This is a genomic window from Marinospirillum insulare DSM 21763 (assembly GCF_000686905.1).
In the GTDB taxonomy this organism is placed as follows: domain Bacteria; phylum Pseudomonadota; class Gammaproteobacteria; order Pseudomonadales; family Halomonadaceae; genus Marinospirillum; species Marinospirillum insulare.
Genome location: NZ_JMLW01000019.1, coordinates 16,237 through 41,418 on the forward strand (window position 1 = coordinate 16,237; position 25,182 = coordinate 41,418).

The window sequence follows — 25,182 nt, forward strand, 5'->3', positions numbered from 1 at the left end:
ATCTATGCCTCCTTACCAAAGAGTCCTGCTGGACGTAACAGCAGTACCAGTATCATTACTAGAAAAATAACAGTATTGGATGCTTCCGGGTAATAAACCTTGGTCAGCCCTTCTACTATACCCATGGCAAGACCTGTCACTATGGCACCCATAATTGAACCCATACCACCGATAACCACCACCGCAAATACTACAATTAAAAGGTTAGCCCCCATACCTGGAGCAACTGAGTAGATAGGTGCAGCTAACACACCAGCAAAGGCAGCCAAAGCAACACCAAAGCCATAGGTAAGAGTTACTAGTAACGGTACGTTAATACCAAAAGCTTGCATTAAGGCAGGGTTTTCAGTTCCAGCTCTTAAGTAACCACCTAGCTTGGTTTTTTCTATTAAGAACCAAACTGCAATACAAACCACCACGGCAATAGCAACTATCCAGCCTCGGTAATAAGGCATAAACATAAAACCTAGGTTAATACCACCACTTAGCTCGCTAGGCACTGGATAACGGTTACCAGAAACCCCAAACAAATTGGTAAATAAACCTTGGATAATTAGCGCTAGACCAAAAGTAAGCAATAGCCCATAAATATGGTCTATATGAGTAATGCGACGTAGCAAATAACGTTCTATTAGTGCGCCGATAGTACCCACTATAAGCGGTGCTAAAAACAAGGCCGCCCAGTAGTTAATGCCTAAATAATTTAGCAACAGATAAGCTGCAAAAGCCCCCAGCATATACTGGGCACCATGCGCAAAATTGATTATCTTGAGTAGGCCAAAAATAATTGCCAACCCTAGGCTCAGGAGAGCGTAAAAAGCGCCGTTGATCAGACCTAGCAGCAACTGACCGAAAAATGCGGCTGCAGGCACTCCAAATATCATGGTCATCTGCGTACCATCCTTTAACAATATTCTTATTTATAAAGCGGGATCAGGACGACCCCGCTAGTATCCAGCTTAATGAATTACTTCTTTACTAAAGAGCACTTACTCTCAGACAAAGGACGGAAAGCGCCATCTGCTGGGATAGTACGTACGATCTTGTAAAGGTCCCACTCATTTTTAGATTCAGCAGGTGTTTTTACCTGGGCTAGGTACATATCGTGCACCATACGACCATCTTCACGGATGTAGCCACCCTTAGTGAACATATCGTTAACCTTGGTTTTAGCCATTTCAGCACGTACCACCTTGGCATTATCACTACCTGTTGCTTCAACCGCTTTTAGGTAATGCATAGTGCTTGAGTAGATACCCGCATGAACCATGCCAGGACGTGCATTGGTACGCTTGTAGAACTTGTCAGACCAAGCGCGTGCATCTTTGTCTTTATCCCAGTACCAACCAGTGACCAGCTGAATACCTTGAGCTGTTTGTACACCTAGGGCATGAACATCATTTAAGAAGAATAATAGTGCAGCTACGGTTTGACCAGATTGTGCTAAACCAAACTCACCTGCAGTAATGACCGAGTTAACGGTATCACCACCGGCGTTGGCAAAACCAACGACATCAGCACCCGAAGCCTGGGCTTGTAGAATGTAAGAAGAGAAGTCATTTGTTGCAAGTGGGTGGCGAACGGTATCTACAACTTTACCGCCATCACGCTCTACAACAGTACGCACATCATTTTCTAGCGAATGACCAAAAGCATAGTCAGCAGTCACGATAAACCAGTTTTTACCACCTTCAGCCACAATAGCCGAAGCCGTTGAGTTAGCTAGTGGATAGGTATCATAAGCCCAGTGAATGTGGTTAGGCGTACAATGTTCGTTAGTAATGCTTGAAGCGGCAGAGCCGTTAACAAGGCCAATAGCATCTGAACCTTCCAAGACCTTAGTGGCAGCAATAGTAACTGAAGAAGCAACCAAACCTGCAACCATGTCCACCTTATCGCTTTCTAGCCACTGACGCACAGTACTAGAAGCTACATCTGGGCTGTTACGGTCATCAGCATTGATAACTACAATTTTTTTCCCGTTAACCGTTCCACCAAAGTCTTCAACCGCCATACGCAAGGCTTCTAAACCGTTAGGACCTGCTAAATCACGGTAGGTACCCGACATATCTGCTAAGTAACCAATACGCACTTCGTTATCGGTGATTGCTGCCTGAGCAGCACCTGCGGTCATAGCTGTTGCAACTGCTGCAGTTAGTACTTTTTTTATTAGTTTCATTCGTCTACTCCGATGCCTTGCCGGCTTTTGTTGTTGTTTTGTTTATCATCCATGAATAGCTAAGTGCTAAGTATTTCAATCCAACTTTTTACAGCAACACTTAAGCTTTAAACACCTAAGTAAGTGTTGAGTATGTCTTTTTTGCTTTCTAATTCGTCTTTTTTAACTTCTTCTACAATTTGACCGTGCTCCATTAGGTAGTGACGATCAGCAATAGGTGCAGCAAAACGGAAGCTTTGCTCAACCAGTAAAATAGTTAACCCTTTCTCTTTTAGCTGAGTTAAGACCTCGGCTAACTTTTGCACTATGACAGGTGCCAAGCCTTCGGTAATTTCATCTAGCAAAAGCATGTTGGCGCCCGTACGTAAAATACGTGCTAGAGCCAGCATTTGCTGTTCACCACCAGAAAGACGGGTACCTACACTTTTACGACGCTCATAAAGGTTGGGGAACATATCGTAGATTTCATCTAGCGACATACCACCACTGCGTACAGTAGGAGGCAAAAGCAAGTTTTCTTCTACGTTAAGGCTAGAGAAAATGCCACGCTCTTCTGGACAAAAACCTACGCCTAAACGCGCTATGTGGTGAGGGGCTGTTTCAATGGTTTCATTACCATTAATAACAATGGAACCTGTGCGGCGACCGACCATATTCATAATCGATTTTAGTGTCGTACTACGCCCTGAACCGTTACGGCCTAACAAGGTCACTAGCTCACCACGGTTAATGTGTAAATCTATACCGTGCAGAATATGTGATTCGCCGTAATAAGCATGTAGATCAGTAATACCTAACTGCTCGTAAGTCTTACTCATGATGCAGCCTCCTGGTCTTCATCTGCCTCTGAACCCATGTAAGCTTCTTTAACTTGAGGGTTAGCAGACACAGTTGCATAGTCACCTTCTGCAATAACGCTGCCTCTAGCTAAAACCGTCACCTGGTTACATAGCTTATTAACTACTCGCAAGTTATGTTCAACCATTAAGATGGTACGGCCTACTGCTGCTTTACGAATAAGCTCAGTTACTCTATCAACGTCTTCTAAGCCCATACCCTGAGTAGGCTCATCTAACAACATAATGGTGGGTTCCATTGCCAGGGTGGTTGCTAGCTCTAAAGCACGCTTACGACCATAGGGCAGCTCAACAGTAATATTGTCGGCATAATCATCTAAGCCCACTGACTCAAGCAGTTCCATGGCACGATCATTTAGCTGATTAAGCACCTTTTCAGTTTTCCAAAAATGGAATGAATTACCCATAGGACGCTGCAGGGCAACCCGTACATTTTCCAGCACAGTCATGTGAGGGAAAACAGCAGAAATCTGGAACGAACGCACCACACCTAAACGCGCTATTTCACTAGATTTCATCTTAGCTATGGATTTTCCACGGTATAAAATATCACCACGGGTAATAGGTAGGTATTTAGTTAGAAGGTTAAAGAGAGTTGTCTTACCCGCACCATTTGGCCCGATAAGCGCATGAATATTCCCTTCCTTCACTTGCAGGTTAACCGAGTCAACAGCAGTGAAGCCGCGAAACTCTTTAGTCAGACCTCGCGTTTCTAACACGAACTCCTGGCTCATTGTAAATCCTCTTGCTGTGGGCTTTGCCCTGTTGTTTTTATACCAGCTTCTACTAGAGCTTGTAGCATCTATCTGTTTTATAAAGTTTAATGATACTAAGATCTTTTTTGTGACCTTGACGTAAACGTAAACTAAAAAGATGCATCCCACAAGCCCTGTTTTAGATTATTTTGCGTTTTTTAACTTAGATCAAGCTTTTTTTGTGCTCAGAGCTAATTTAAAAAGCTCATTCAGTAAAGATTCAAAACTTGCTGCCTTAGGAGTAAGCGGAGCAGCCTAGCTGCTCCTTCTTTATTTTTATCTAATTACTTATTGAGCAAGTTATTTGAGATTTCTTAACACAACTCTCCTAATTTTTCCTGACGAGGTTTTGGGTAGCTCCTCAATAAACTCAATTTCTCTTGGGTACTTATAGGGAGCTGTATTTGCCTTAACAAAGTCTTGCAGCTCTTTTACAAGATTAGGATCTTGGTCATCAATATCACTTTTGAGAACAACAAAGGCTTTTACAATGTTTCCACGAATTTCATCTGGGCTAGCAACAACAGCACATTCTTGAACTGAGGGGTGTTTAATGAGCGCATCTTCTACTTCAAAAGGCCCAATGGTATAACCAGAGCTGATGATAATATCGTCGTTTCTTCCTTCAAACCAAAAGTAACCATCAGCATCCATCCAAGCACGGTCACCTGTCACATAGTAGTCACCACGCCTTGTAACCTCTGTACGCTCTGGATCTTTATAGTACTCGCGGAACAAAGCCGGACTGTCTAATTTAAGCGCAATATCACCAACATCGCCCACTGGAACAACCTGACCTTCCTCATCAATGATAGCTACATCATTGCCTGGCGTTGGCTTACCCATGGAGCCTGGTCTAATTTCCATGTCTTTCATTATGCCTAGCAGCAGGGTGTTTTCTGTTTGCCCATATCCATCACGAACCGATAAATTAAAGTGCTTTTTAAATGTCTCGATTACTTCACGGTTTAATGGTTCACCTGCTGATAACGTGCTTCTTAAATCTGAAAGACTAAAGTCTGCTAAGTTATCTTCTTTAGATATAATTCTGTACTCAGTTGGAGTACAGCAAAGCACATTAACTTTATAGTCTTGTATCAAATTCAAATAAACTTGCGGATCAAATTTTCCATTATAAATAAAGCCTGTTGCACCCGAGCCCAGGGTTGCTAAAAACGGACTCCACACCCACTTTTGCCAGCCAGGTGCCGCTGTGGCCCAAACCAAGTCACCATCTTGAATATCAAGCCAATTTTCTGCCACTGTTCTTAAGTGGGCGTAGCCCCATGAGTGGGTATGCACAACCCCTTTTGGGTTGCCTGTGGTACCTGAGGTATAGGGTAAGAATGCAATATCATCACTGGCTGTTTTGGCTATTTCTAATTGGTCAGATGCTTGAGCTTTCAAATTATCCAAGAACTGCCAACCAGCTACTTCCTTGCCCACTACAAAGCGCTTTAATTGATCATATTCATCTAAACCGCTATAGGCATCAGCAAAAGGATAGTAACTAATAACACCCTTAGCGCCACCATGTGTAACCCGGTACTGTAAGTCTTTTTTGGTAAGCATTTCCGAGCTGGGGATAATAATAATCCCTGTTTTGAGTGCTGCTAAATACACTTCATAAGCTTCGAATATACGCGGGATCATTACCAGAACCTTGTCTCCCTTTTTCAACCCGCTCTCAAGTAAGACGTTACCAATTCGGTTAGTATTTTGAATTAGCTCCTTATAAGTAAGCTCTGACACTAACCCTTCTTGATCCTTTAGAATTAAAGCTTTTTTATTTGCATCCGCTGCATGGCGCTCTACTTCCATAACAATATTGTAATCTTTTGGAGCAATTAAGTTTTCTTTATTCATTGTTTTACACTCCAGTGCTTGTTTTTGTATTTAGAGGCAAAATAGGACGAGCTAACCCGCCCTATATTTAATTTCTATTCAATCCTTTATTCAGCAAACATCTGCTGAATACTAGAGAAATCTAAACTGCCATTACCTTTTTGGGCATGCAGCGCAAACAGGTTACGCGCCAAAGAACCCATAGGAATAGACGACTTGCTGTTTAGTGCTGTTTCCCAAGCTAAACCTAAGTCTTTAGCCATTAGGTCAACTTGAAAGCCACCTTGGTAGTTGTTAGAAGCAGGCACACCTTCCATTACACCAGGCCAAGGGTTATAAACATTCAGTGCCCAGTTACCACCAGAGCTTTGTTTCATAATTTCAGACAAAACTGCTGGGTCTAAACCATTTTTAACACCTAAGGCCAAAGCTTCGGTAGTACCTGCCATTAAGATAGATAACAGCATGTTGTTACAAACTTTGGCTACCTGGCCTGCACCGGTTTCACCAGCGTGAAAAATATTTTTTCCCATCTTTTCTAGCAGTGGTTTTGCTTGTGCAAAGTCATCTGCACTACCACCAACAATAAAGCTTAAGGTGCCAGCAACTGCGCCACCCACACCACCAGAAACGGGCGCATCAAGAAATTTAATGCCTTTTTCAACTGCTGCTTTGCCCACTTCTCTAGAGGTATCTGAAGCAATGGTTGAAGAATCAATTACCAAAGTGCCCGCTGGCAACTGGCTAAATAAACCCTTCTCACCTAAATATAAACCTGCAACGTGCTGGCTAGCAGGCAACATAGAGACAACGACTTCAACACCCTTTACAGCTTCCTCGGCTGAAGCAGCGGCTTGACCACCCGCTTGCTCTAATACTTTAAGTGCATCAGCACTTAAATCAAAGCCAGTAACCGTGTGACCTGCTTTAATTAGGTTATGAGCCATAGGGCTACCCATATTACCTAAACCAATGAATGCAATTTTACTCATAAACTAACTCCATCTTATTGTTTTAATTAAAAGGTTTGCAAAGGACTTTCTGACCAAAGTGGTTCAAAAAAACTGTCTATCCACTGCTGCTCAACTGCATCAACGGTAGGATAGTTCCAACGTGGGTTTTTATCCTTATCAATTAACAAGGCACGGATACCCTCTGCAAACTCACCTTTTAAACTCGCTTGGACGGAAAGATTCAGTTCTTGTTGGAACACTTCTTTTAAGGAAGCATGACGGGTACGACGCAACTGCTCTTGAATAAGTAACATAGCGGTTGGCGAACCTGCAGCAAGGCTTGCCGCAGCACGTTTCAACCACTTTTCATCACCCGTATAAGCGGCAATTTTTTTAGCTCGCTCTAAATCAGAGTCAGCATCGGTGAGCTGTTGAATTTCAGCAAAATTAGGCTCAACCTGTGCTTCAGGTAGCTCTGCTTGGCTATTAGCTTCAAACTCACGCAAAATCTGGCTGACTGTTTTAAAGTGATCCTTCTTCCAAGAAGCCTCTTCTAAAGCAGCCAATACTTGATTACGTTTTTCGTGGGTTATAAAGCGATCGGCCAGACCTACAAACAAAGCATCAGCTGCATTAAAATGTGCACCGGTTAAACCTAGAAATAAACCACAGCGCCCTGGCATACGGTTTAAGAACCAGCTGCCGCCAACATCTGGGTAGAGACCTATGGTAATTTCGGGCATGGCTAAACGTGAAGTTTCAGTGACTACCCGAAAAGCCGCGCCAGCAAATAGCCCCATACCGCCACCCATCACTATGCCATTACCCCATACAATCAGGGGTTTAGGATAGGTATGAATTAAATAATCTAGCTTATACTCATTAGTAAAGAACCTTTCAGCATAAGGATTTTCCTTGGCTGGATCAGTTCCACCCGTGTATTCAGTCATAGAGCGGTAAAGCGCAACAATATCACCACCGGCACAGAAGGCTTTATCGCCTGCACCTTCCAACCAAACTGCAGCTACTTGATCATCGGCTGCCCAATTTTCAAACTTGGCTAAAAGCTGGTCTATCATCTCCAAAGAGAGTGCATTTAAAGCTCGGGGGGCATTCAGTGTTGCCACCCCAATTTTTTGGCCATTATTTAGCGGTAGCTCGCTAAAAAGTACGGGTAGATCACTCATACATCACCTCAGCGGTTTTTCCAGTTGGCGGTACGCTTCTCTAGAAAAGCCTGTACACCTTCTTTTTGATCTTCAGTATCAAACAAGTCAACAAATAGCTCACGCTCTAAGCGCCAGCCTTGTTCGTGGCTGCTTGATTCGCGTGAGTGCATCACTAGCTGTTTACAAGAGGCAATGGATGAAGGTGATTGCTGGCAAGCCATTTCAGCTAGCTCTAAAGCACGCTCTAAGGCTTTACCCTGAGGAACCACTTCTTCAACCAAGCCAATTTCTAAGGCTTTATCAGCTTTAATGCGTTCGCCGCATAAAATTAAACGCTTCGCCCAACCTTCGCCTACTAGGTGTGGCAGGTTTTGCGTTCCACCTGCACAAGGCAGCAAGCCGACACGCGCTTCTGGTAACGCCATTTGTGCTTGTTCTTCAGCAACACGCAAGTCGCAAGACAGGGCGCATTCCAAACCACCACCCATAGCAAAGCCATTAATCGCTGCAATAGATACACCACGGAAATTAGTTAAGGCTTCAAATGCCAAACCAAAATGACGCGCCATATCACGTGCAACTGCTTTATCGCCGTCTGCAAATTTATTTAAGTCGGCACCTGCAGAAAAGAACTTCTCGCCTTCACCCGTGATGACTAGCGCATAAATATCACGGTCTTCGTTTAAGCCTTCAACTAGGTTTTTTAAACCTGATAAAGACTCTTCATTCCAGGTATTAGCGGGGGGATTGTTGATAGTAACAACCGCTATGTGGCCACGTTTTTCATACTTTAATAAAGGGGTCATTAGTAGATTGCCTCCAAAACACCTTCTTCAAGAACTCGACGCGCTACAATTAAGCGCATCACCTCATTTGTGCCTTCTAGAATGCGATGTACACGCGTATCACGCAAGTAACGCTCTAAAGGGTATTCACGAATATAACCATAACCGCCATGCAGCTGCAGGGCATCGTCTATTACTTGGAAACAAGCATCTGTAGCAAAGCGCTTAGCCATAGCACAGTAAAGCGTGGCTTCTGGGTCAGCTTCATCTAGCTTAAAAGCGGCTAAACGTACCATTTGCCTAGACGCTGTTAATTCTGTCGCCATATCAGCAATTTTAAATTGTAGCGCCTGAAAACCTGCTAACTCTTTGCCAAACTGCTTACGCTCATGTAGATAGTCACGCGCCAAGCTTAGGGCTGCCTGAGCAGCACCTAAAGAACAGGTAGCAATATTAAGTCGCCCACCATCTAGCCCTTTCATGGCAATTTTAAATCCTTCGCCTTCTTTGCCTAGTAGGTTGGCTGCTGGTACTCGCACCTTATCAAAAGTAATCAGGCGTGTTGGCTGACTGTTCCAACCTAGCTTATCTTCGCTTTTGCCATACTCAATACCTTCTGCTTTTGCATCCACAATAAAAGCTGAAATGCCACGAGCACCTTCTTCTTGGCTGCCAGTTCTTGCCATAACCACCAATATATCTGTACTACCAGCACCCGAAATAAACATCTTCGAGCCTTCTAACACATACTCTTCGCCTTCTTTTACTGCTTTAGTGCGTAGGCTGGCAGCATCTGAACCTGCACCTGGCTCGGTTAAACAGTAAGAACCTAACAGCTCACCACTGGCCAACTTGGGTGCTATTTCACTTGCTGCCTCAGGCTGAGCAAAACTTGCAATCATCCAGCACACCATATTGTGAATGGTGATATAGGCAGCAGTGGATGGGCAGGCAGCAGCTAGCTCTTCAACTATCACGCTGGTGTCTAAGCGAGATAAGCCCATGCCTCCTAAGTCTTCCGGCGTGTACATACCGCAAAAGCCCATCTCACCAGCTTCACGAATTACATCTACAGGGAAAATATGTTCAGCATCCCATTGGGCTGCATGGGGTGCCATTTCATTCTGAGCAAAAGCTTTAGCTGCATCACGAAAAGCAACCTGGTCTTCGGTTAGATTAAAATTCATTAGCTTTCCTCTTGGTTCTCTTTTATCAGTATCAGCCCATTTATTAGGCTTGTTTACTTGGACAGCTGCTTTTAAAAAGACTAAATAAACCAAGCAGCTGCTAGGTTGTTTAAAAATTTAGCAAGTCTTTAGCCCTAGGTAAATTGACTAAATTGTTTAGTAGATGGATTATATTGCGATCTATCTAAAGGTACTTAGCATGTCACAGACTTCAGATTGGCCATTACCCCAAGGCAGTTTGCGCTACATTATTCCCCAGCGCCTAATAAAACTGTTAGAAAAACACCCACTTACCCGTGAGCTTTACCCTATCTCTTTTGGGCATTATCAAAGAGCTAAAGGGCATTCAATGAATCGAAGCCAACATAAAGATGAGTTGCTTATTTACTGTACTGAGGGAGAGGCAGAAGTAGTTACAGGGCAACAAGCTTTAAAAGTAGTCGCGGGCGACTTGCTTTACCTGCCTGCAGGCGAAGCCCACCGCTACACTACGCTCGACAACAACCCTTGGACCATTCACTGGGTTCATTATTCAGGCCCTTTAGCGAGTTATTTTCGCCAATACTTAGGCTTTAGCGGGTTAAATAGACGCATTAACCTAGGTAGACAACCACGCCTATTGGTAGATTTTAATGGTTTGCTATCGGTTCAAGACAGTGGCTTTCAAGAGCAGCCATTAATTCATGCCAGCAACCGTTTAAGGCAGCTTTTAACTGCCCTACCCTTGTCGCATAAAAGGCCTCAAGTTAAACAGCAAACAGATTTAAACTTGCCTCTACTACAAGAACAAATGCGTGATCACTTAAATACTCGGCTCGACCTTGATAGCCTAGCTGCAACAGCAGGTTTATCTAGGTATCATTTCATTGCCCGCTACAAACAAATAACTGGCGAAACACCTATACAGCACTACTTACAAATGAAAATTGAGCGGGCTTGTTATCTCTTAGATACAGGTGAATCCAGTATAGGTAGTATTGCTGAACAGTTGGGCTATGAAGATAGCTATTACTTCTCTCGATTATTTAAAAAAGTCATGGGTGTCAGCCCAGGAAATTATCGACGAGTGAACCGTTATTGAAAATAATAGCACATTTTCCTTTACGTAAACGTCAACCTTGATTAGAGTTGATGCATAAAACTTTTGGAAACCTAACCAATGAACAATAAAGTGAAGCTTCCTACTTATAGCATTAGTGAGCTAGCTAAAGAGTTTGAAGTAACCACACGAACTATACGCTTTTACGAGCAGCAAGGTTTGTTAAACCCTGCTCGCCAAGGCCAAACGCGCATTTACAGCCCTAAAGACCGGGTTAGGTTAATGCTAACTTTGCGCGGCAAACGCTTAGGTTTTAGTTTGGCAGAAAGCAAAGAACTGTTCGATATGTACGACTCCACTACCCAAGGCAATGAAAAGCAGCTCTTGTATATGCTAGATATTTTATCTAAAAAGCAAGCTGATATGCGCCAACAGCTCAGCGATATTCAACGCTTACAAGAAGAGCTCAACATTGCTGAATCACGTTGCCAAGATGCTTTGGTTAAAGTGCGTCAACGTGATGAGAAAAAAGCTTCAACACAACAACGAAAAGTAGGCTAGCACTTCTAACTGCTTACCCTACTGTTCAAAACCAACACACAACAAAGACAAAAGTAAGAGGTGGGTTTATGAGCAAACAGCTAAGTTACGTCAGCGGCAAAAGTGAACGTCCTTTAATTGGGATGACCATTGGTGACCTATTTGACCAAACTGTGGCCAGCTTTCCTAATAACGATGCGCTAATTTCACGCCATCAAAACCTTCGTTACACCTACCAAGAGCTACAAGAGGAAGTTAATCGCTGTGCTCGTGGTTTGTTAAAAATGGGGGTTACCAAGGGTGAAAGGGTCGGTATTTGGTCACCGAATAATGCGCAGTGGTGTATCACCCAGTTTGCAACAGCAAAAATTGGTGCCATTTTAGTCAACATTAACCCTAGCTACCGCACTCACGAGCTAGAATACGCACTGAAACAATCGGCAACTAATACCTTAATTCTTGAAGGTGAATTCAAGGTTTCTAAATATGCTGAAATTATTTGTGAGCTAGTGCCTGAACTGCATACCAGTACACCGCAAAATTTGACCAGTAAAAAGCTACCCGAGCTAAAGCGTGTTATTTGCTTAGATGAAGACTTAGCAACCGAGGGCATGTACACCTGGTCAGATTTAATGGCAATGCACGATCAAGTGACTGAAGCTGCCCTAGCTGATGTACAAAAAACCTTGCAGTTTGATGACCCAATTAATATTCAATACACCTCAGGTACTACGGGGGCTCCTAAAGGCGCAACCCTTTCGCACCACAATATTTTGAATAATGGTTACTTTGTAGCTGAAGGTATGGCTTTAACGGATCAAGATCGAGTGGTTATCCCTGTCCCCCTTTATCACTGCTTTGGTATGGTGATGGGCAACTTGGGCTGTATTACGCATGGCTCAACCATGATTTACCCTTCCGATGGTTTTGACCCAGAAACAACCCTGCAAACGGTTGAAGAAGAAAAAGCCACTGCTCTCTATGGTGTACCCACCATGTTTATCGCTGAACTAGAGCACCCTAACTTTGCTAACTATGACCTTAGCCACTTACGCACGGGCATTATGGCTGGCTCTAACTGCCCTATCGAAGTGATGAAAAAGGTCATTGCCCAGATGAACATGAAAGATGTCACCATCTGCTATGGCATGACTGAAACCAGCCCAGTTAGCTTCCAAACCCGTATGGATGCACCACTAGAAAAACGTGTTTCTACCGTTGGTACCATTCACCCTCACCTAGAAGTAAAACTGGTTGACCCAGAATCTGGCGAAGTGGTTGAGCGAGGCGAGAAAGGCGAACTATGTACGCGCGGCTACAGTGTTATGTTGGGCTACTGGAATAACGAACAAGCCACCCAAGAGTCGATAGTCAACGGTTGGATGCACACAGGTGACTTGGCACAAATGGACGAAGAAGGCTACGTTGCCATTACTGGCCGTATAAAAGACTTAATCATTCGTGGTGGTGAAAATATCTACCCACGTGAATTAGAAGAGTTTTTCTACACTCACCCAGCTATTTCTGATGTTCAGGTTATTGGTATTCCAGACCAAAAGTATGGCGAAGAAGTGATGGCTTGGATTAAAGTCCATGAAGGTAAGTCGCTCAATGAAGACGAGTTAAAAGCCTTCTGTAAAGGTAAAATTGCCCACTACAAAGTGCCACGCTACTTTAAATTCACCCAAGACTTCCCTATGACCGTCACGGGTAAAATTCAGAAATTTAAAATGCGTGATATGAGTATGGAAGAACTCGGTATTCGTTAAGCATTACAAAAAAACGGGGCTTAGGCCCCGTTTTTTATGTGTTTACTCAGTAAGTTTTCCTAGCTTAGCTTGGTTAAATAGCTTAATTGCTAATACCCACGGCTAAATCAGCTTTAATATCTTTAACGTCTTCTAAACCAACCGATATTCTAATTAAACCATCAGTAATACCCACCTCAGCGCGTGCTTCAGGGCTTAACTTTGCGTGAGTGGTGGTGGCTGGATGGGTAATGGTGGTTTTTGCATCGCCTAAGTTTCCTGTAATAGACAACATTTGGGTTGCATCTATAACCCGCCAAGCGGCTTCTTTTCCACCTTGCATTTCAAACGATAACACCCCACCAAAGCCACGCATTTGCTTTTTGGCTAATTCATGCTGTGGGTGGCTGGTTAAGCCAGCATAATGTACTTTTTTAACCTGGGGTTGTTCTTCTAACCAGCGAGCTAAATCTAAGGCGCTAGCAGAGTGGGCATCCATACGCAGGCGCAAGGTTTCTAAACCTTTCAAAAATACCCAAGCATTAAAAGGACTCATGCAAGGGCCTGCGGTACGTACTACACCAAACACTTCTGCCATGTCTTTATCGCTGCCAACTACCGCACCACCAATCATACGACCTTGGCCGTCTAGGTATTTGGTTGCTGAGTGAACAACAATGTCTGCACCTAATTGCAAAGGTAGTTGCAGCGCAGGGGTACAGAAGCAGTTATCTACCACTAAACGCAAGCCTTTGCTTTTAGCCAAGTGAGCTAAGGCTTCTAAGTCAGCGATTTCGCTTAAAGGGTTAGAAGGCGTTTCTACAAACAACAAGCGGGTTTTATCGTTACAAGCTGCTTCCCAAGCGGTTAAATCTTGTAGTTCTACAAAGTGGGTGGTAACACCAAAACGGTTCATCATGCGGCTAAATAAGCCAATGGTTGAACCAAACACACTACGCGAACAAACGATTTCATCGCCCTGTTGTAAAAATGCCATGCAAACCGACAAGATAGCTGCCATACCAGAGCTGGTTGCTATCGCTCGCTCACCGCCTTCTAAAGCGGCTAAACGCTCTTCAAAACAGCGTACTGTTGGGTTGGTAAAGCGCGAATAAATGTTGTGCTCACCCGTTTCATTAGCAAAACATTCTGCAGCATGAGCCGCTGATTCAAAAATATAGCTAGATGTAGTAAAAATAGGCTCAGCATGCTCACGTTCAGCAGTTCTATGCTGACCTTTGCGTAAAGCTAAGGTATCTATACCCCAAGATTGATTATTCGGCATGATTTAATCCTCTGTTTCTGTTGAGTTGTCGTTATGTAACTCAATAGCAGAGTCAGCTGAGTCACTACCTTTATTCGCAGCATCATTACGCTGCTTTTCTAGGTTGTTAAGGTAGGTTTGATCTATACCACCCGTAATATACTCGCCATTAAAAACCGAGCAATCAAACTGCTTAACAGCGGGGTTTAGTTCTTTACAAGCATCAATCAAATCATCTAAATCTTGATAAACCAGCCAGTCAGCACCAATTAACTTACAAATTTCATCTTCGGTACGCTCATGAGCAATTAGCTCTTTAGCCGCAGGCATATCTATGCCATAAACATTCGGGTAACGAACCGGGGGCGCTGCTGAAGCAAAGTACACCTTGTTAGCGCCTGCATCACGCGCCATCATAATAATTTCATTACAGGTGGTACCGCGCACGATTGAATCATCAACCAGCAAAACATTTTTGCCTTTAAATTCCATACCTATAGCGTTTAGCTTCTGACGTACCGATTTTTTACGCAGGGTTTGTCCAGGCATAATAAAAGTACGCCCTATATAGCGATTTTTAATAAAGCCTTCGCGGTAGGTAACCCCTAGGTGTTGAGCTAGTTCTAAAGCAGACGTTCTACTGGTATCAGGAATAGGAATAACCACGTCGATATCATGCTTGGGCATTACACGGGTAATTTTCTCGGCTAGTTTTTCGCCCATTTGCATACGTGCATGGTAAATATTAATGCCATCCATAATGGAGTCTGGGCGTGCTAAATAAACATGCTCAAAAATACAAGGCGATAACTGAGTTTTACTGGTGCAAACCCGCGTGTGTAACTGGCCTTGAGTATCTAAATAAACAGCTTCACCCGGTTGCACATCACGAATCAATTCAAAGCCTACTACGTCTAGCGCTACACTTTCTGAGGCAATCATATACTCCATGCCCTGAGGTGTTTCTCGCTGCCCTATAACTATAGGACGTATAGCATTAGGGTCACGAAAACCAACTAAACCATAGCCACTAATCATAGCTACTGCAGCGTAACCACCTTCACACCGCTCATAAAGACGACCGATAGCTGCAAAAATATCGTCAGGGGTTAAGCTCATACCTTGCTTGCTTAACTCATGCGCAAAAATATTCAGCAATACCTCTGAATCAGAGTTGGTATTTATATGGCGAAGATCGGTACGGAAGACTTCTTCACTTAACGCTTCTGAATTGGTTAGGTTGCCATTGTGTGCCAGGGCAATACCATAGGGCGAGTTCACATAAAAAGGTTGTGACTCAGCCTCGGTTGAAGAGCCAGCCGTTGGGTAGCGAACATGACCTATACCCATATTACCAAACAGGTTTTTCATGTGACGCGTACGAAAAACATCACGAGCCAAACCATTACTTTTACGCAGGTAAAAGCGCCCTTTATCACAGGTCATGATACCCGCAGCATCTTGGCCTCTATGTTGTAACACGGTCAGACTGTCAAACAATAACTGATTCACTGACTCATGAGCCATAATGCCTGCTATTCCACACATGAAGCTTTCACCTATCTCTTTGAATAATCGTCAAATTGCCCTGCGGTCCAATCGCGAATCTGTTCCATGTAAGGTAGAAGTTGAGACTCCTGCCAAGCTGCCCCTTCTCGTAAACCAGTTAAACTAAACACGGCCACTAGCAGCACAACAATAATCAGCCCACGCAAACCACCAAACAAGATACCTAGTAGCCTGTCTAAATACCCCAAACCTATTTTTTGCACTAAAGTGCCAAAAGCACTAGAAACCACTTTAGTTGCAAGAATAACCACCAAAACAATCACTACATAAGCGACTGCTAGCTGTATTTTTGGATCTGTCACTATTGACCCAAATAAAGGTGCTAGCTCTTTACCTAATAAACGGGCAGCTAACAAGGCAACGACCCAGCCCGCTAAAGAAATGGCTTGCTGAACAAAGCCTTTCCAAAAGGCCAGCAAAACTGAAGCAAATACAATGACTAAAATACCTATATCAATCATATTCATTCGATCACCCCTTAAAATTTAACTAGTCTTCACTAGTAGGCAAACTGCCCTTGATTCTTGCTTCATATTCGGGCACATAGCCCGTTAAGAGTGTTTTTAAGCCCTGCTCTTGTAAAAGCTTGTCTTGTACATTACGCCCTTCATTTTGGCTTAAATAAGGGCCAATAAACACCACGGCCATAGCATTTATTTTTCGCCAATAGGCATGATAGTTTTTTTGCTCTAGCTGCTTAACTAAACGCTTAGCATTAGTAGAATCACCAAAAGATGCCACCTGAATAGCCCAAGCATCAACACCACCCTCAGGCTTCAAAGTTAAGCCCGATTTAGGCAGGTTTTTGTTGTTTTCAACCACTTGCTGCTTTTGTTGCTCGTTAAGGCTAGGTGGCAACTTGGGAGCAACCGGTTTTTTTACAGTAGATTTTACTGACTCGGGTGGTTCAGGCGTAATTATTTTATCAGAAATAGGTGCACTAGGGCGCTTTTCCTCTAAGAGAAAAGGAACAAAGATGACTGCCAAGGCAATGAGTACCAAGGCTCCTAATAGGCGCTCTTTTAAGCCATAACGCATGGTTAAGCCTCACTCTTAGGCAGCTGGCGTAATACTTGTGCCAGTGTAAAGAAAGAACCCATCACTAAAACCTCATCATAAGCTTGGTCCAACAGCTGTTTAGCGGTAGAAAAGGCTAGACCGCCTTGAGTATCAGGGTCAGCTAAAACTACCTTTGCACCCAAGGATTCAAGTAGGCTGGCTAGTTCTTTTGCGGGCATAGCTCTGGGTAAAGGCAGGCTAGTCACTACCCAAGCATCAACCAAGGGTAACAAAGGCTGCAAACTAGCTTTTATATCTTTGTCTGCCATCATGCCCACTAAACCTAAACGCTTTTTGCTTGGCAGCTCTTCAAGCCTAGCAGCCAAATAACTGGCCGCTTCAGGGTTGTGGGCAACATCTAGCAACCAACGACCTTCACCTTGCATACGCCCGGTTAGTTTAGCTGCAGCCAAACCCTGTTTAATGGCTGTTTCAGTCAACTGGGGGTAAAGCAGAATTAAAGCTTGAATAGCCGTAGCAGCGTTATCTAAAGGTAAAGAGCAGGTGGGTAACTGGTTAAAATGCATGGGCTGATTTTGCTTATTTAAACCCTGCCAAGACCAAAGATTATCTACTGGCAAACTTCGCTGAAAGGTTTTGTCCAGCTGAAAAATAGGACAAGCCAAGTTTTGAGCATAGTCTTCTACACTAGCAGGCAGCTTGCTACTACCTAAAACAACAGGGCGGTTTTGGCGAAAGGTGCCCGCTTTTTCATGGCCAATAAACTCTAAGTCAGCACCTAGGTACTCGGCATGGTCTTGCGCTACAGTCACTAGCACGGCTAAATCAGCATCAACAATATTTACCGCATCTAGCCGACCACCTAAACCCACTTCTAGTAACCATAAATCAACACCCGCATCTTGAAAAATTAGCAAACCTGCAAGGGTAGCAAATTCAAAGTAACTGAGTGAAATAGCATCTTCTAAGGGGGTTAAACGTGCTGCTTCTATGCGAGCAAAGGCAGCAGTGATCGTTTCATCACTAACTGGCGTACCGTTAATTTTAATGCGTTCATTAAAGTCGAAGAAATGTGGGGAGGTATAACTACCGACACTTAAACCCTGAGCAAGCGCCATAGACTCAGTTAATGCAAGGGTTGAACCTTTACCGTTAGTGCCAGAGAACACCAGAGCTTGATTAGCACGCTGCTCTGATGTTAAAGGTAGTTTTAAGCGTTCTGCTACTGCCCTCACTCTGTCGAGTCCCAAGTCTATTTCTCGGGAGTGCAGACTTTCTAAATGCTTAAGCCAGATGTCCAAACTTGTGGAAGCACCCAGCTGTAATCTTGAGGTCACTAGTGTTATCAGCAGGCTGTAGGTTGTTGGGTCATTTTACGCAGTAAGCCACCGAGTTTATCAGCTAGCTCATGACGATGAATAATCATGTCGACCGTACCATGAGAGAGTAAAAACTCTGCACGCTGGAAACCTTCAGGTAGCTTTTCACGTACAGTTTGCTCAATAACCCGCGGACCAGCAAAGCCACACAAAGCATAGGGTTCAGAAACGTTTAAGTCACCCAACATAGCTAAAGAAGCAGAAACACCACCATACACCGGGTCTGTTAAAACAGAAATATAAGGCACACCAGCTTGCTTCATTCGCTCTAAAGCTGCCGAGGTTTTTGCCATCTGCATTAGTGAGAAAAGGGCTTCTTGCATACGTGCGCCACCCGAAGCAGAAAAGCAAACAAGAGGAATACGCTCTTTTAATGCTAGTTCAGCAGCTCGAACGAATTTTTCGCCGACCACAGAACCCATAGAACCGCCCATAAAATTAAACTCAAAAGCTACGGCCACAACCGCTATACCTTTTAGGTCACCACGCATTGCGATAAGTGCATCTTTTTCACCCGTACTACGTTGCGCTGCTGTCAAACGGTCTTTGTACTTTTTGGAGTCACGGAATTTTAGACGGTCGACTGGCTCTAGATCAGCAAAAAGCTCACTAGAAGTATCTTTATCTAAAAAGTTTTCTAAGCGCTTGCGTGCTGGAATACGCATGTGGTGATCACATTTAGGGCAAACTAGCTGATTTTTTTCTAGCTCTGGACGGTAAATAGCTGAAATACATTTAGGACAGTTACGCCACAAACCTTCTGGTACATTGGCTTTACGGTCACTTGCTTCAGAACGGATAATGGATGGAACTATTCGGTTTAACCAGCTCATAATAAACTCTGTAATCTAAATTTAATAAGGACAGTTTAACCCAGGCCTAAGACTGGGTTGTAATTTATTTAGCCTGGCAACTTGTCCAAGGCTTGACGCATTTCATTCAGTACCTGACTCATAGCGGGTGCAATTTTTTCTGGCTGGTCTGCTAACTCTGCAACCTTACCAACTAGCGCACTTCCAACAATCACTCCGTCAGATATAGCACCTAGTGCAGCTGCTGTAGCACCATCACGAATACCAAAGCCAACAGCTAAAGGTAAATCGGTTATACCAGCAAATAAATTGAGTTTTTCTGCTACTGCATCTACGTCTAGTGTAGCAGACCCTGTCACCCCTTTTATGGAAACATAGTACAAGTAGCCAGTGGTGGCAGCACAGATCTTCTTGGCTCTTTCTAAAGTGGTTGTAGGTGACAAGAGAAAAATTGAATCTAATTGCTGAGCTGCCAATAAAGCAGAAAACTCTGTGGCCTCTTCGGGCGGCAAATCAACGACCAGCACGCCATCTAAGCCTGCTTTTGCCGCTTCATTAACAAAGTTTTCATAACCTAGCGCTTCTACTGGGTTTAAGTAGCCCATTAAAACAACCGGCGTAGTGTCATTAGTTTTACGGAAATCAGCCACCATGCCTAGCACATCAATTAAACGTGTACCGTGTAATAAAGCTCTTTCACAAGCTTTTTGAATCACCGGACCATCGGCCATGGGGTCTGAAAAAGGCACACCCAGTTCAATAATATCTGCACCCGCTTCAACTAAAGCGTGCATGTACTCTAGCGTTGCATCAGGCTTAGGATCACCTGCGGTAATAAAAGGAATTAACGCCTTGCGTCCTTGCTCTTTTAAGTTAGCAAAGGTGGTTTTAATACGGCTCATGCTTTTCTCCATCAGACGCAATTAAAGGGTGATACCTTGCATTTTTGCAACGGTCATTATGTCTTTATCGCCACGGCCAGATAAGTTAACAATCAAGTGCTTATCTTTACCTAAAGTGGGCGCTAAACGCTTAGCAAAGGCTAGAGCATGGCTCGACTCTAGCGCAGGGATTATGCCTTCATATTTACATAAGTCAGCAAAGGCTTCCATCACTTCTGCATCGGTAGCCAACTCATACTTAACCCGACCCACATCTTTTAAGTTAGCATGCTCTGGCCCAACACCTGGGTAATCTAAACCGGCAGAAATGGAATGGGTTGGAGTAATTTGCCCTGCATCATCTTCCATTAAATAAGTACGGTTACCGTGTAATACACCCGGACGACCTGCATTTAAAGGTGCTGCATGGCGACCCGACTCTATTCCTTCACCACCGGCTTCAATACCATACATTTCAACTTCGTCATCAGTAATAAAGGGGTGAAATAAACCTAGCGCATTGGAACCGCCGCCTATACATGCAATTAAAGCATCGGGTAAACGACCAATTTGTTGCAGGGCTTGTTCACGTGCTTCACGCCCTGCTACAGCGTTAAAGTTACGCACTAACAAAGGATAAGGGTGGGGACCTGCAACGGTACCAATAATGTAGAAGGTATCATCGACATTGGTAACCCAGTCACGCATGGCTTCATTCATGGCATCTTTTAGGGTTTTAGAGCCAGATTCTACAGAGATTACTTCAGCACCTAGTAGCTTCATACGGTACACATTGGGTGCTTGACGCTTCACATCTTCTGCACCCATATAAACTTGGCACTTTAAACCTAAGCGGGCTGCTACTGTGGCTGTAGCTACACCGTGCTGGCCAGCGCCTGTTTCAGCAATAATACGCTGTTTACCCGAATACTTGGCAAGCAAAGCCTGACCCACAGTATTGTTAACCTTGTGAGCACCTGTATGGTTTAAGTCCTCACGCTTTAACCAAATTTGCGCACCACCTAGGTGATTAGACCAACGCTCAGCATGATAAAGCGGCGATGGACGACCTACATACTGGGCTAGGTCTTTATCAAACTCGGCCTGAAAAGCAGGATCAGCACTTAGACGAGTGTATTGCTCTTCTAGCTGTTCCAAAGCATGGCTCAGGGTTTCTGATACAAAACGACCGCCATAAGGACCAAAATGGCCTTGAGCATCTGGCAGGTTTAGCAAATCTGCATATTTAGACACGCTTTACACCCCTTAACTTCTAGCAGCCTTAATAAAGGCATTAATTTTTGTCGAGCATTTTATACCTCGACTGCTTTCAACTCCACCAGAAACATCCACCGCATAAGGATGGGTGATCTGGATAGCTTCAGCAACATTGGATGGCGTCAAACCTCCAGCAAGAATCCAGTGATGAGGTTTATTATCAAGCAACCCACCCTTAGATGATTCACTTTTAGGAAAACGCTGCCAATCAAACACCTCACCTGTACCGCCGGGAATACCCGGTGTGTAAGCATCCAGCAAAAAGCCCCTTGCTGTTGGCCAGTTAGCGGCTGCTTGCACTGGATTAAATTCTGGCTTCATGCGTAGCGCTTTTATATAAGGCCGAGCAAAACTTTTGCAAAAGTTTTCAGGTTCATCGCCATGAAACTGCAGCAGGTCAATAGCTACTGTATTAAGCACTTCTTCAACCCATTCAGGCTCAGGATCAACAAACAAACCCACCATCATCACAAAAGGAGGTAGTTGTTGAATAATTTTAGCTGCTTGCTCTGGCGCTACTGCTCTTGGGCTGGGTGGATAAAAAACAAAGCCTAAAGCATCGGCACCCGCATTAACTGCCGCTAAAGCATCTTCTAGCTGGGTTAAACCACAGATTTTAATACGCACGCTAACTCATTTCCTTTTGTAGCGATGTAATTTTCTGCTGCGAACGAGTTAAATCGCTACGGTACCACTCGGGCAAAAATTCTGGATAAGGATCATCTGGGTGCTCATCAGCCAACAAGTGCATAAAATGTGGTCCCAGCGGTTCAAGCGGCAAGCTAAACCTTTCTGGATAATGCACTGCTGCCATATATAAACCTTCGGCTGGAGCGGTAATTCCGGCTGCTGCACGTTCTTTAGCTGCTAATAATTCAGTTAACCAGCTAGCCGTTTGTAAACCCTCACCTACTTCCATTAAAGCACCAGCAATATTGCGTACCATGTGATGTAAAAACGCATTGCCTTGAATATCAATAATAATTAACTGGCCACGGCGGTAAACACGAATAAAGTGCAAATGCCGCCAGGGAGTTGAGGATTGGCAGCGCACTGAACGAAAAGCTGAGAAATCTTTTTCACCCACTAACCTTTGTGCTGCTTGATGCATTTTTTCAGCATCTAAGGGCTTTTTATGCCAAGTCAGTTGATCGTGCATCTGCGCAAAAGGTACGCTGGAATTAAAAATCACATAACGGTAACGCCTAGCCAAAGCAGAGTGGCGTGCATGAAAATCCTTAGCCACTGGTTTGGACCAGCGAATACGAATATCGGCAGGCAGGTTATTGTTAGTAGCTAATACCCACGCACGACTTGGGCGGGCTGCTGATGTATCGAAGTGAACCACCTGACAACAGGCATGAACTTGGGCATCAGTTCTACCTGCACAGTGAATCCTAATGGGCTCTAAAGCAATTTTTGCTAAGGCTTTTTCTACTAGGGGCTGAATACTTGGCACACCTGCCTGTTGAGTTTGCCAACCACGGTAGTTACTGCCTAAATACTCTACACCCAAGGCTAATCGCCCGGGTGTAGCATCATCTATAGGAAATAAATCGAAGGGATCAGACAAAGCCATTTTAGTTAGACAAGGTCTCTAACATTTGCTGAGCTGTTGCCCTTAAGTCTGCATCCCCTTCTTTAGCTATCTTTTCCAACAGCTCTCTAGCACCTTCTTGGTCACCCATTTCTATATAGGCTGTTGCAAGGTCTAATTGGGTAGACATACTGTCTTCAACACCATCTAAATCTTGATCTCCCAAATCACCTAAATCATCTAAATTGCCTAAATCATCAAGCTCACTAAGGTCACCAAAGTCGTCTAGGTCACTTAAATCATCGGTCACAGCGGGTTTAGTCTCAGTAAAAGCTTCTAGCTCTGAAAAATTCTCATTTAATGCTGCCAGCTCTTCATCAACACCAGGTGCCTGCTGAGGATCTGACTGTTCAGTTGCGGGCACTTCACCCTCTGGCTCATTATTTAAACTCAAGCTATCTAGAGCTTGCATAAAGTCATCGGCATCAGACTTATAGTCTACTGGCTCAAAATCTGCTGCAAGATCATTCTGATCTGCTAGTTCTTTTTCATCTAAGGGCTTTTCTAAATCTAGTTCTAGCTCCAAGTTTTCTATGTCTGTTTCATCTAGCTCATCAAAATCTAGGTCTTCTTCTGCTGGCTCGCTTGGGCTAGCTTTAACTGGCTCTTTACTAGCAATTAAACCGTCTAAATCTGCCTCTAGAGAATCTATATCAGCTAAATCGTCAGTAGAGTCATCAACAACACCCTCAGCTTCAGCAATAAAACTAGTGTCTGCTGCCGGAGAAGCTTCTTCGGCAACTTCTTCCTCTTCCTCACCTGGGAAAATTAAATCTAAATCGTCTAGCTCATCTAAATCCATTTCACCCAGATCTAGCTCACCTAAGTCATCTTCTGCAACCTCTGTTTCTGCTGAGTCAACCGAAGTGCTGGCAGGTGTAAATAGAGAAGCCAACTCTTCTGCTCGTGCTAAACCTGCAGCAGATGCAGAGTTAGCAGCTAATTGCTGTTGCTGCTGACGAAAAGTTTCTTCATCGTTTAACTCAACCAAAACTTCTAAAAGCTTGATGCGTAAATCTTCACGCTGAGGTTCTTTTTCTATGGCTGACTGTAAGAAGCCGGCTGCCTGCTCTAAACGACCGTAGGCTATAAACGTTTCTGCCTCTTCTAGTGGGTCTTTAGGTTTTTCTTGTTCTGTAACAGCTGCAGCAGGTGAAGCTGAAGCCGCTGTTTCTAAATTACTATCTAAGCTATCTAGGTCATCTAAACTGAGGTCGCCCGTTAACTCCTCATCAAAATCAAGGGGCTCCAATTCTTCAAGCCCTTCTAGGGGCTGAGCATTAAGGTCTAAATCAAAGTCTTTTGAGCTAGCTTGATCTTCAGCAAAAGCAGAAGTTAAACCCGCTGTAGCATCAGTTTTTTGTTGATTGGCTTTTTTAAGCTTTTTGCGAGCAGATAGCAGTGCAAAAAATAAAATTAACAAAAGAACCAGTGAGCCTGCTAAAGCACCGTAAAGCTCAGGCTGACGCTTAATTTGACTGGCTAAATCTTGTGGTTCTGGTGCTTTGGGTAGAATTGTACGGCTAGCCCCTGGCTGGGCTTGCTCTAAAGCTAGCTGCTCTTCCATGTCAGCTAACTGTTTATCTTTCAACTGAATAAGCTGTTGCAGGGTACTAACTTGCTGTTGCATGTCAGAAATACGTTCTGCTAGCTCATCTTTTTCTCGCTCAGCAATTTCTAAATTTTCTTCGCTGCTAGCAAGATTATTTTCTAGATCATTAATACGCTCTTCTTGAGCCTTACTAACCTTTCTTGCACTGAGGGTTAGGTCTTGTTGATTAGGCTGGCTAGTGGTTTCAGTAGTAGCTGGGCTAACTTCTGGTGGTTGAACTGGTGGTTTAGGTTTAGCAACGGGTTGGGGCTTAGCTACTGGCTTAGGCTGTGCAACTGGCTTCGTTTTAGCTGGAGCCGCACGACCAGCAACCCAAGCTTGGTTTTGGCGCCTTACTTCTCGCTCAGCTTGCATAGCAGTACGCTTAGTCATAGCACTATTAGAAGGAATAACTAAACGCACACCCATTTCCATTTCATTAATGTTGCCTGTTGGAAAAGCTGCGGGGTTGGCATCACGTATGGCCAGCATAGCCTGTTTAATAGTGACTCTATTACTAGGGCGAGTAGTGCGAGCAATACTCCATAGGGTATCTCTAGGCCCAACTTGAATTGTACGCTGACGATTAGGAGAGTTAGAAGTAGACGCGTAAGCAGTGCGTAACTCTTCATTACTCAGTGCCACCGACCAAGAAATGGATGGTACTGCTACAACAACAGCTGTTAAACCTGCTAGCAACCAAGATCTTACTCCGCTCAACTTACTCTCCATAC

23 protein-coding genes are annotated in these 25,182 nt (G+C 43.9%); 3 read left to right on the forward strand and 20 right to left on the reverse strand.

Going from position 1 to position 25,182, the window contains the following annotated elements; genetic code table 11:
* Positions 1-2: 2 nt before the first annotated feature.
* The 9 genes from BP27_RS0109000 to BP27_RS0109045 form a co-directional block, all read right to left on the reverse strand.
* Complete coding sequence (locus tag BP27_RS0109000) at positions 3-890, reverse strand: branched-chain amino acid ABC transporter permease (protein ID WP_027851276.1); 888 nt, start codon at positions 888-890, stop codon at positions 3-5.
* Positions 891-967: 77 nt separating this feature from the next.
* Positions 968-2,179, reverse strand: coding sequence for an ABC transporter substrate-binding protein (locus tag BP27_RS0109005; protein ID WP_027851277.1), 1,212 nt, complete (start codon positions 2,177-2,179; stop codon positions 968-970).
* Between the two features lie 107 nt (positions 2,180-2,286).
* Positions 2,287-2,997 (reverse strand): ABC transporter ATP-binding protein, encoded by a 711-nt coding sequence (locus BP27_RS0109010; protein ID WP_027851278.1) that lies wholly within the window; start codon positions 2,995-2,997, stop codon positions 2,287-2,289.
* The gene (locus BP27_RS0109015; protein ID WP_027851279.1) at positions 2,994-3,770 is read right to left on the reverse strand and encodes an ABC transporter ATP-binding protein; all 777 of its coding nucleotides are present in this window, start codon (positions 3,768-3,770) and stop codon (positions 2,994-2,996) included. Before BP27_RS0109015 ends, BP27_RS0109010 begins: the two co-directional genes overlap by 4 nt.
* Positions 3,771-4,091: 321 nt before the next feature.
* Positions 4,092-5,657: an acyl-CoA synthetase MbcS gene (mbcS, locus tag BP27_RS0109025; RefSeq protein ID WP_027851280.1), complete on the reverse strand. Its 1,566-nt coding sequence runs from the start codon at positions 5,655-5,657 to the stop codon at positions 4,092-4,094.
* 86 nt (positions 5,658-5,743) lie between these two features.
* Positions 5,744-6,628: a 3-hydroxyisobutyrate dehydrogenase gene (gene mmsB / locus BP27_RS0109030; protein WP_027851281.1), complete on the reverse strand. Its 885-nt coding sequence runs from the start codon at positions 6,626-6,628 to the stop codon at positions 5,744-5,746.
* Between the two features lie 26 nt (positions 6,629-6,654).
* Positions 6,655-7,776 (reverse strand): enoyl-CoA hydratase/isomerase family protein, encoded by a 1,122-nt coding sequence (locus BP27_RS0109035; RefSeq protein ID WP_027851282.1) that lies wholly within the window; start codon positions 7,774-7,776, stop codon positions 6,655-6,657.
* 8 nt (positions 7,777-7,784) lie between these two features.
* The gene (locus tag BP27_RS0109040) at positions 7,785-8,564 is read right to left on the reverse strand and encodes an enoyl-CoA hydratase (RefSeq protein WP_027851283.1); all 780 of its coding nucleotides are present in this window, start codon (positions 8,562-8,564) and stop codon (positions 7,785-7,787) included.
* On the reverse strand, positions 8,564-9,730 hold the full coding sequence (locus BP27_RS0109045) for an acyl-CoA dehydrogenase family protein (RefSeq protein WP_027851284.1): 1,167 nt from the start codon (positions 9,728-9,730) through the stop codon (positions 8,564-8,566). Before BP27_RS0109045 ends, BP27_RS0109040 begins: the two co-directional genes overlap by 1 nt.
* A 199-nt stretch (positions 9,731-9,929) precedes the next feature.
* Between BP27_RS0109045 and BP27_RS0109050 the strand changes: the two genes are divergently transcribed.
* The 3 genes from BP27_RS0109050 to BP27_RS0109060 all read left to right on the forward strand — a co-directional run bounded on the left by BP27_RS0109050 (position 9,930) and on the right by BP27_RS0109060 (position 13,078).
* Complete coding sequence (locus tag BP27_RS0109050; RefSeq protein WP_027851285.1) at positions 9,930-10,811, forward strand: AraC family transcriptional regulator; 882 nt, start codon at positions 9,930-9,932, stop codon at positions 10,809-10,811.
* 78 nt (positions 10,812-10,889) lie between these two features.
* The gene (locus BP27_RS0109055; protein WP_027851286.1) at positions 10,890-11,330 is read left to right on the forward strand and encodes a MerR family transcriptional regulator; all 441 of its coding nucleotides are present in this window, start codon (positions 10,890-10,892) and stop codon (positions 11,328-11,330) included.
* 68 nt (positions 11,331-11,398) lie between these two features.
* The gene (locus BP27_RS0109060) at positions 11,399-13,078 is read left to right on the forward strand and encodes an AMP-binding protein (RefSeq protein WP_027851287.1); all 1,680 of its coding nucleotides are present in this window, start codon (positions 11,399-11,401) and stop codon (positions 13,076-13,078) included.
* Between the two features lie 82 nt (positions 13,079-13,160).
* On the opposite strand, the gene BP27_RS0109065 is transcribed toward BP27_RS0109060, so the two are convergent.
* The 11 genes from BP27_RS0109065 to BP27_RS0109115 all read right to left on the reverse strand — a co-directional run bounded on the left by BP27_RS0109065 (position 13,161) and on the right by BP27_RS0109115 (position 25,168).
* Positions 13,161-14,342 carry an O-succinylhomoserine sulfhydrylase gene (locus tag BP27_RS0109065; protein WP_027851288.1) on the reverse strand — a complete coding sequence of 394 codons (1,182 nt, stop codon included), beginning with the start codon at positions 14,340-14,342 and terminating at the stop codon, positions 13,161-13,163.
* 3 nt (positions 14,343-14,345) lie between these two features.
* Positions 14,346-15,869 carry an amidophosphoribosyltransferase gene (gene purF, locus BP27_RS0109070; protein ID WP_027851289.1) on the reverse strand — a complete coding sequence of 508 codons (1,524 nt, stop codon included), beginning with the start codon at positions 15,867-15,869 and terminating at the stop codon, positions 14,346-14,348.
* A gap of 11 nt (positions 15,870-15,880) precedes the next feature.
* On the reverse strand, positions 15,881-16,357 hold the full coding sequence (locus BP27_RS15790) for a CvpA family protein (RefSeq protein ID WP_051610478.1): 477 nt from the start codon (positions 16,355-16,357) through the stop codon (positions 15,881-15,883).
* A gap of 22 nt (positions 16,358-16,379) precedes the next feature.
* Positions 16,380-16,928, reverse strand: a complete 549-nt coding sequence (locus BP27_RS0109080) for an SPOR domain-containing protein (protein WP_027851290.1) — start codon at positions 16,926-16,928, stop codon at positions 16,380-16,382.
* 2 nt (positions 16,929-16,930) lie between these two features.
* Positions 16,931-18,211, reverse strand: coding sequence for a bifunctional folylpolyglutamate synthase/dihydrofolate synthase (locus BP27_RS0109085; protein ID WP_160169832.1), 1,281 nt, complete (start codon positions 18,209-18,211; stop codon positions 16,931-16,933).
* Positions 18,212-18,255: 44 nt separating this feature from the next.
* Entirely contained in the window at positions 18,256-19,122 is an 867-nt protein-coding gene (gene accD, locus BP27_RS15795) for an acetyl-CoA carboxylase, carboxyltransferase subunit beta (protein ID WP_036239925.1), read from the reverse strand.
* Positions 19,123-19,190: 68 nt separating this feature from the next.
* Positions 19,191-20,003: a tryptophan synthase subunit alpha gene (gene trpA / locus BP27_RS0109095; protein WP_027851292.1), complete on the reverse strand. Its 813-nt coding sequence runs from the start codon at positions 20,001-20,003 to the stop codon at positions 19,191-19,193.
* 21 nt (positions 20,004-20,024) lie between these two features.
* Positions 20,025-21,236 carry a tryptophan synthase subunit beta gene (trpB, locus tag BP27_RS0109100; RefSeq protein WP_027851293.1) on the reverse strand — a complete coding sequence of 404 codons (1,212 nt, stop codon included), beginning with the start codon at positions 21,234-21,236 and terminating at the stop codon, positions 20,025-20,027.
* A 12-nt stretch (positions 21,237-21,248) separates the two neighbouring features.
* Entirely contained in the window at positions 21,249-21,887 is a 639-nt protein-coding gene (locus BP27_RS0109105) for a phosphoribosylanthranilate isomerase (RefSeq protein ID WP_027851294.1), read from the reverse strand.
* Position 21,888: 1 nt separating this feature from the next.
* Positions 21,889-22,839 carry a tRNA pseudouridine(38-40) synthase TruA gene (gene truA, locus BP27_RS15800; RefSeq protein WP_084324563.1) on the reverse strand — a complete coding sequence of 317 codons (951 nt, stop codon included), beginning with the start codon at positions 22,837-22,839 and terminating at the stop codon, positions 21,889-21,891.
* A 1-nt stretch (position 22,840) separates the two neighbouring features.
* Positions 22,841-25,168 carry a FimV/HubP family polar landmark protein gene (locus BP27_RS0109115; RefSeq protein WP_027851295.1) on the reverse strand — a complete coding sequence of 776 codons (2,328 nt, stop codon included), beginning with the start codon at positions 25,166-25,168 and terminating at the stop codon, positions 22,841-22,843.
* Positions 25,169-25,182 lie beyond the last annotated feature (14 nt).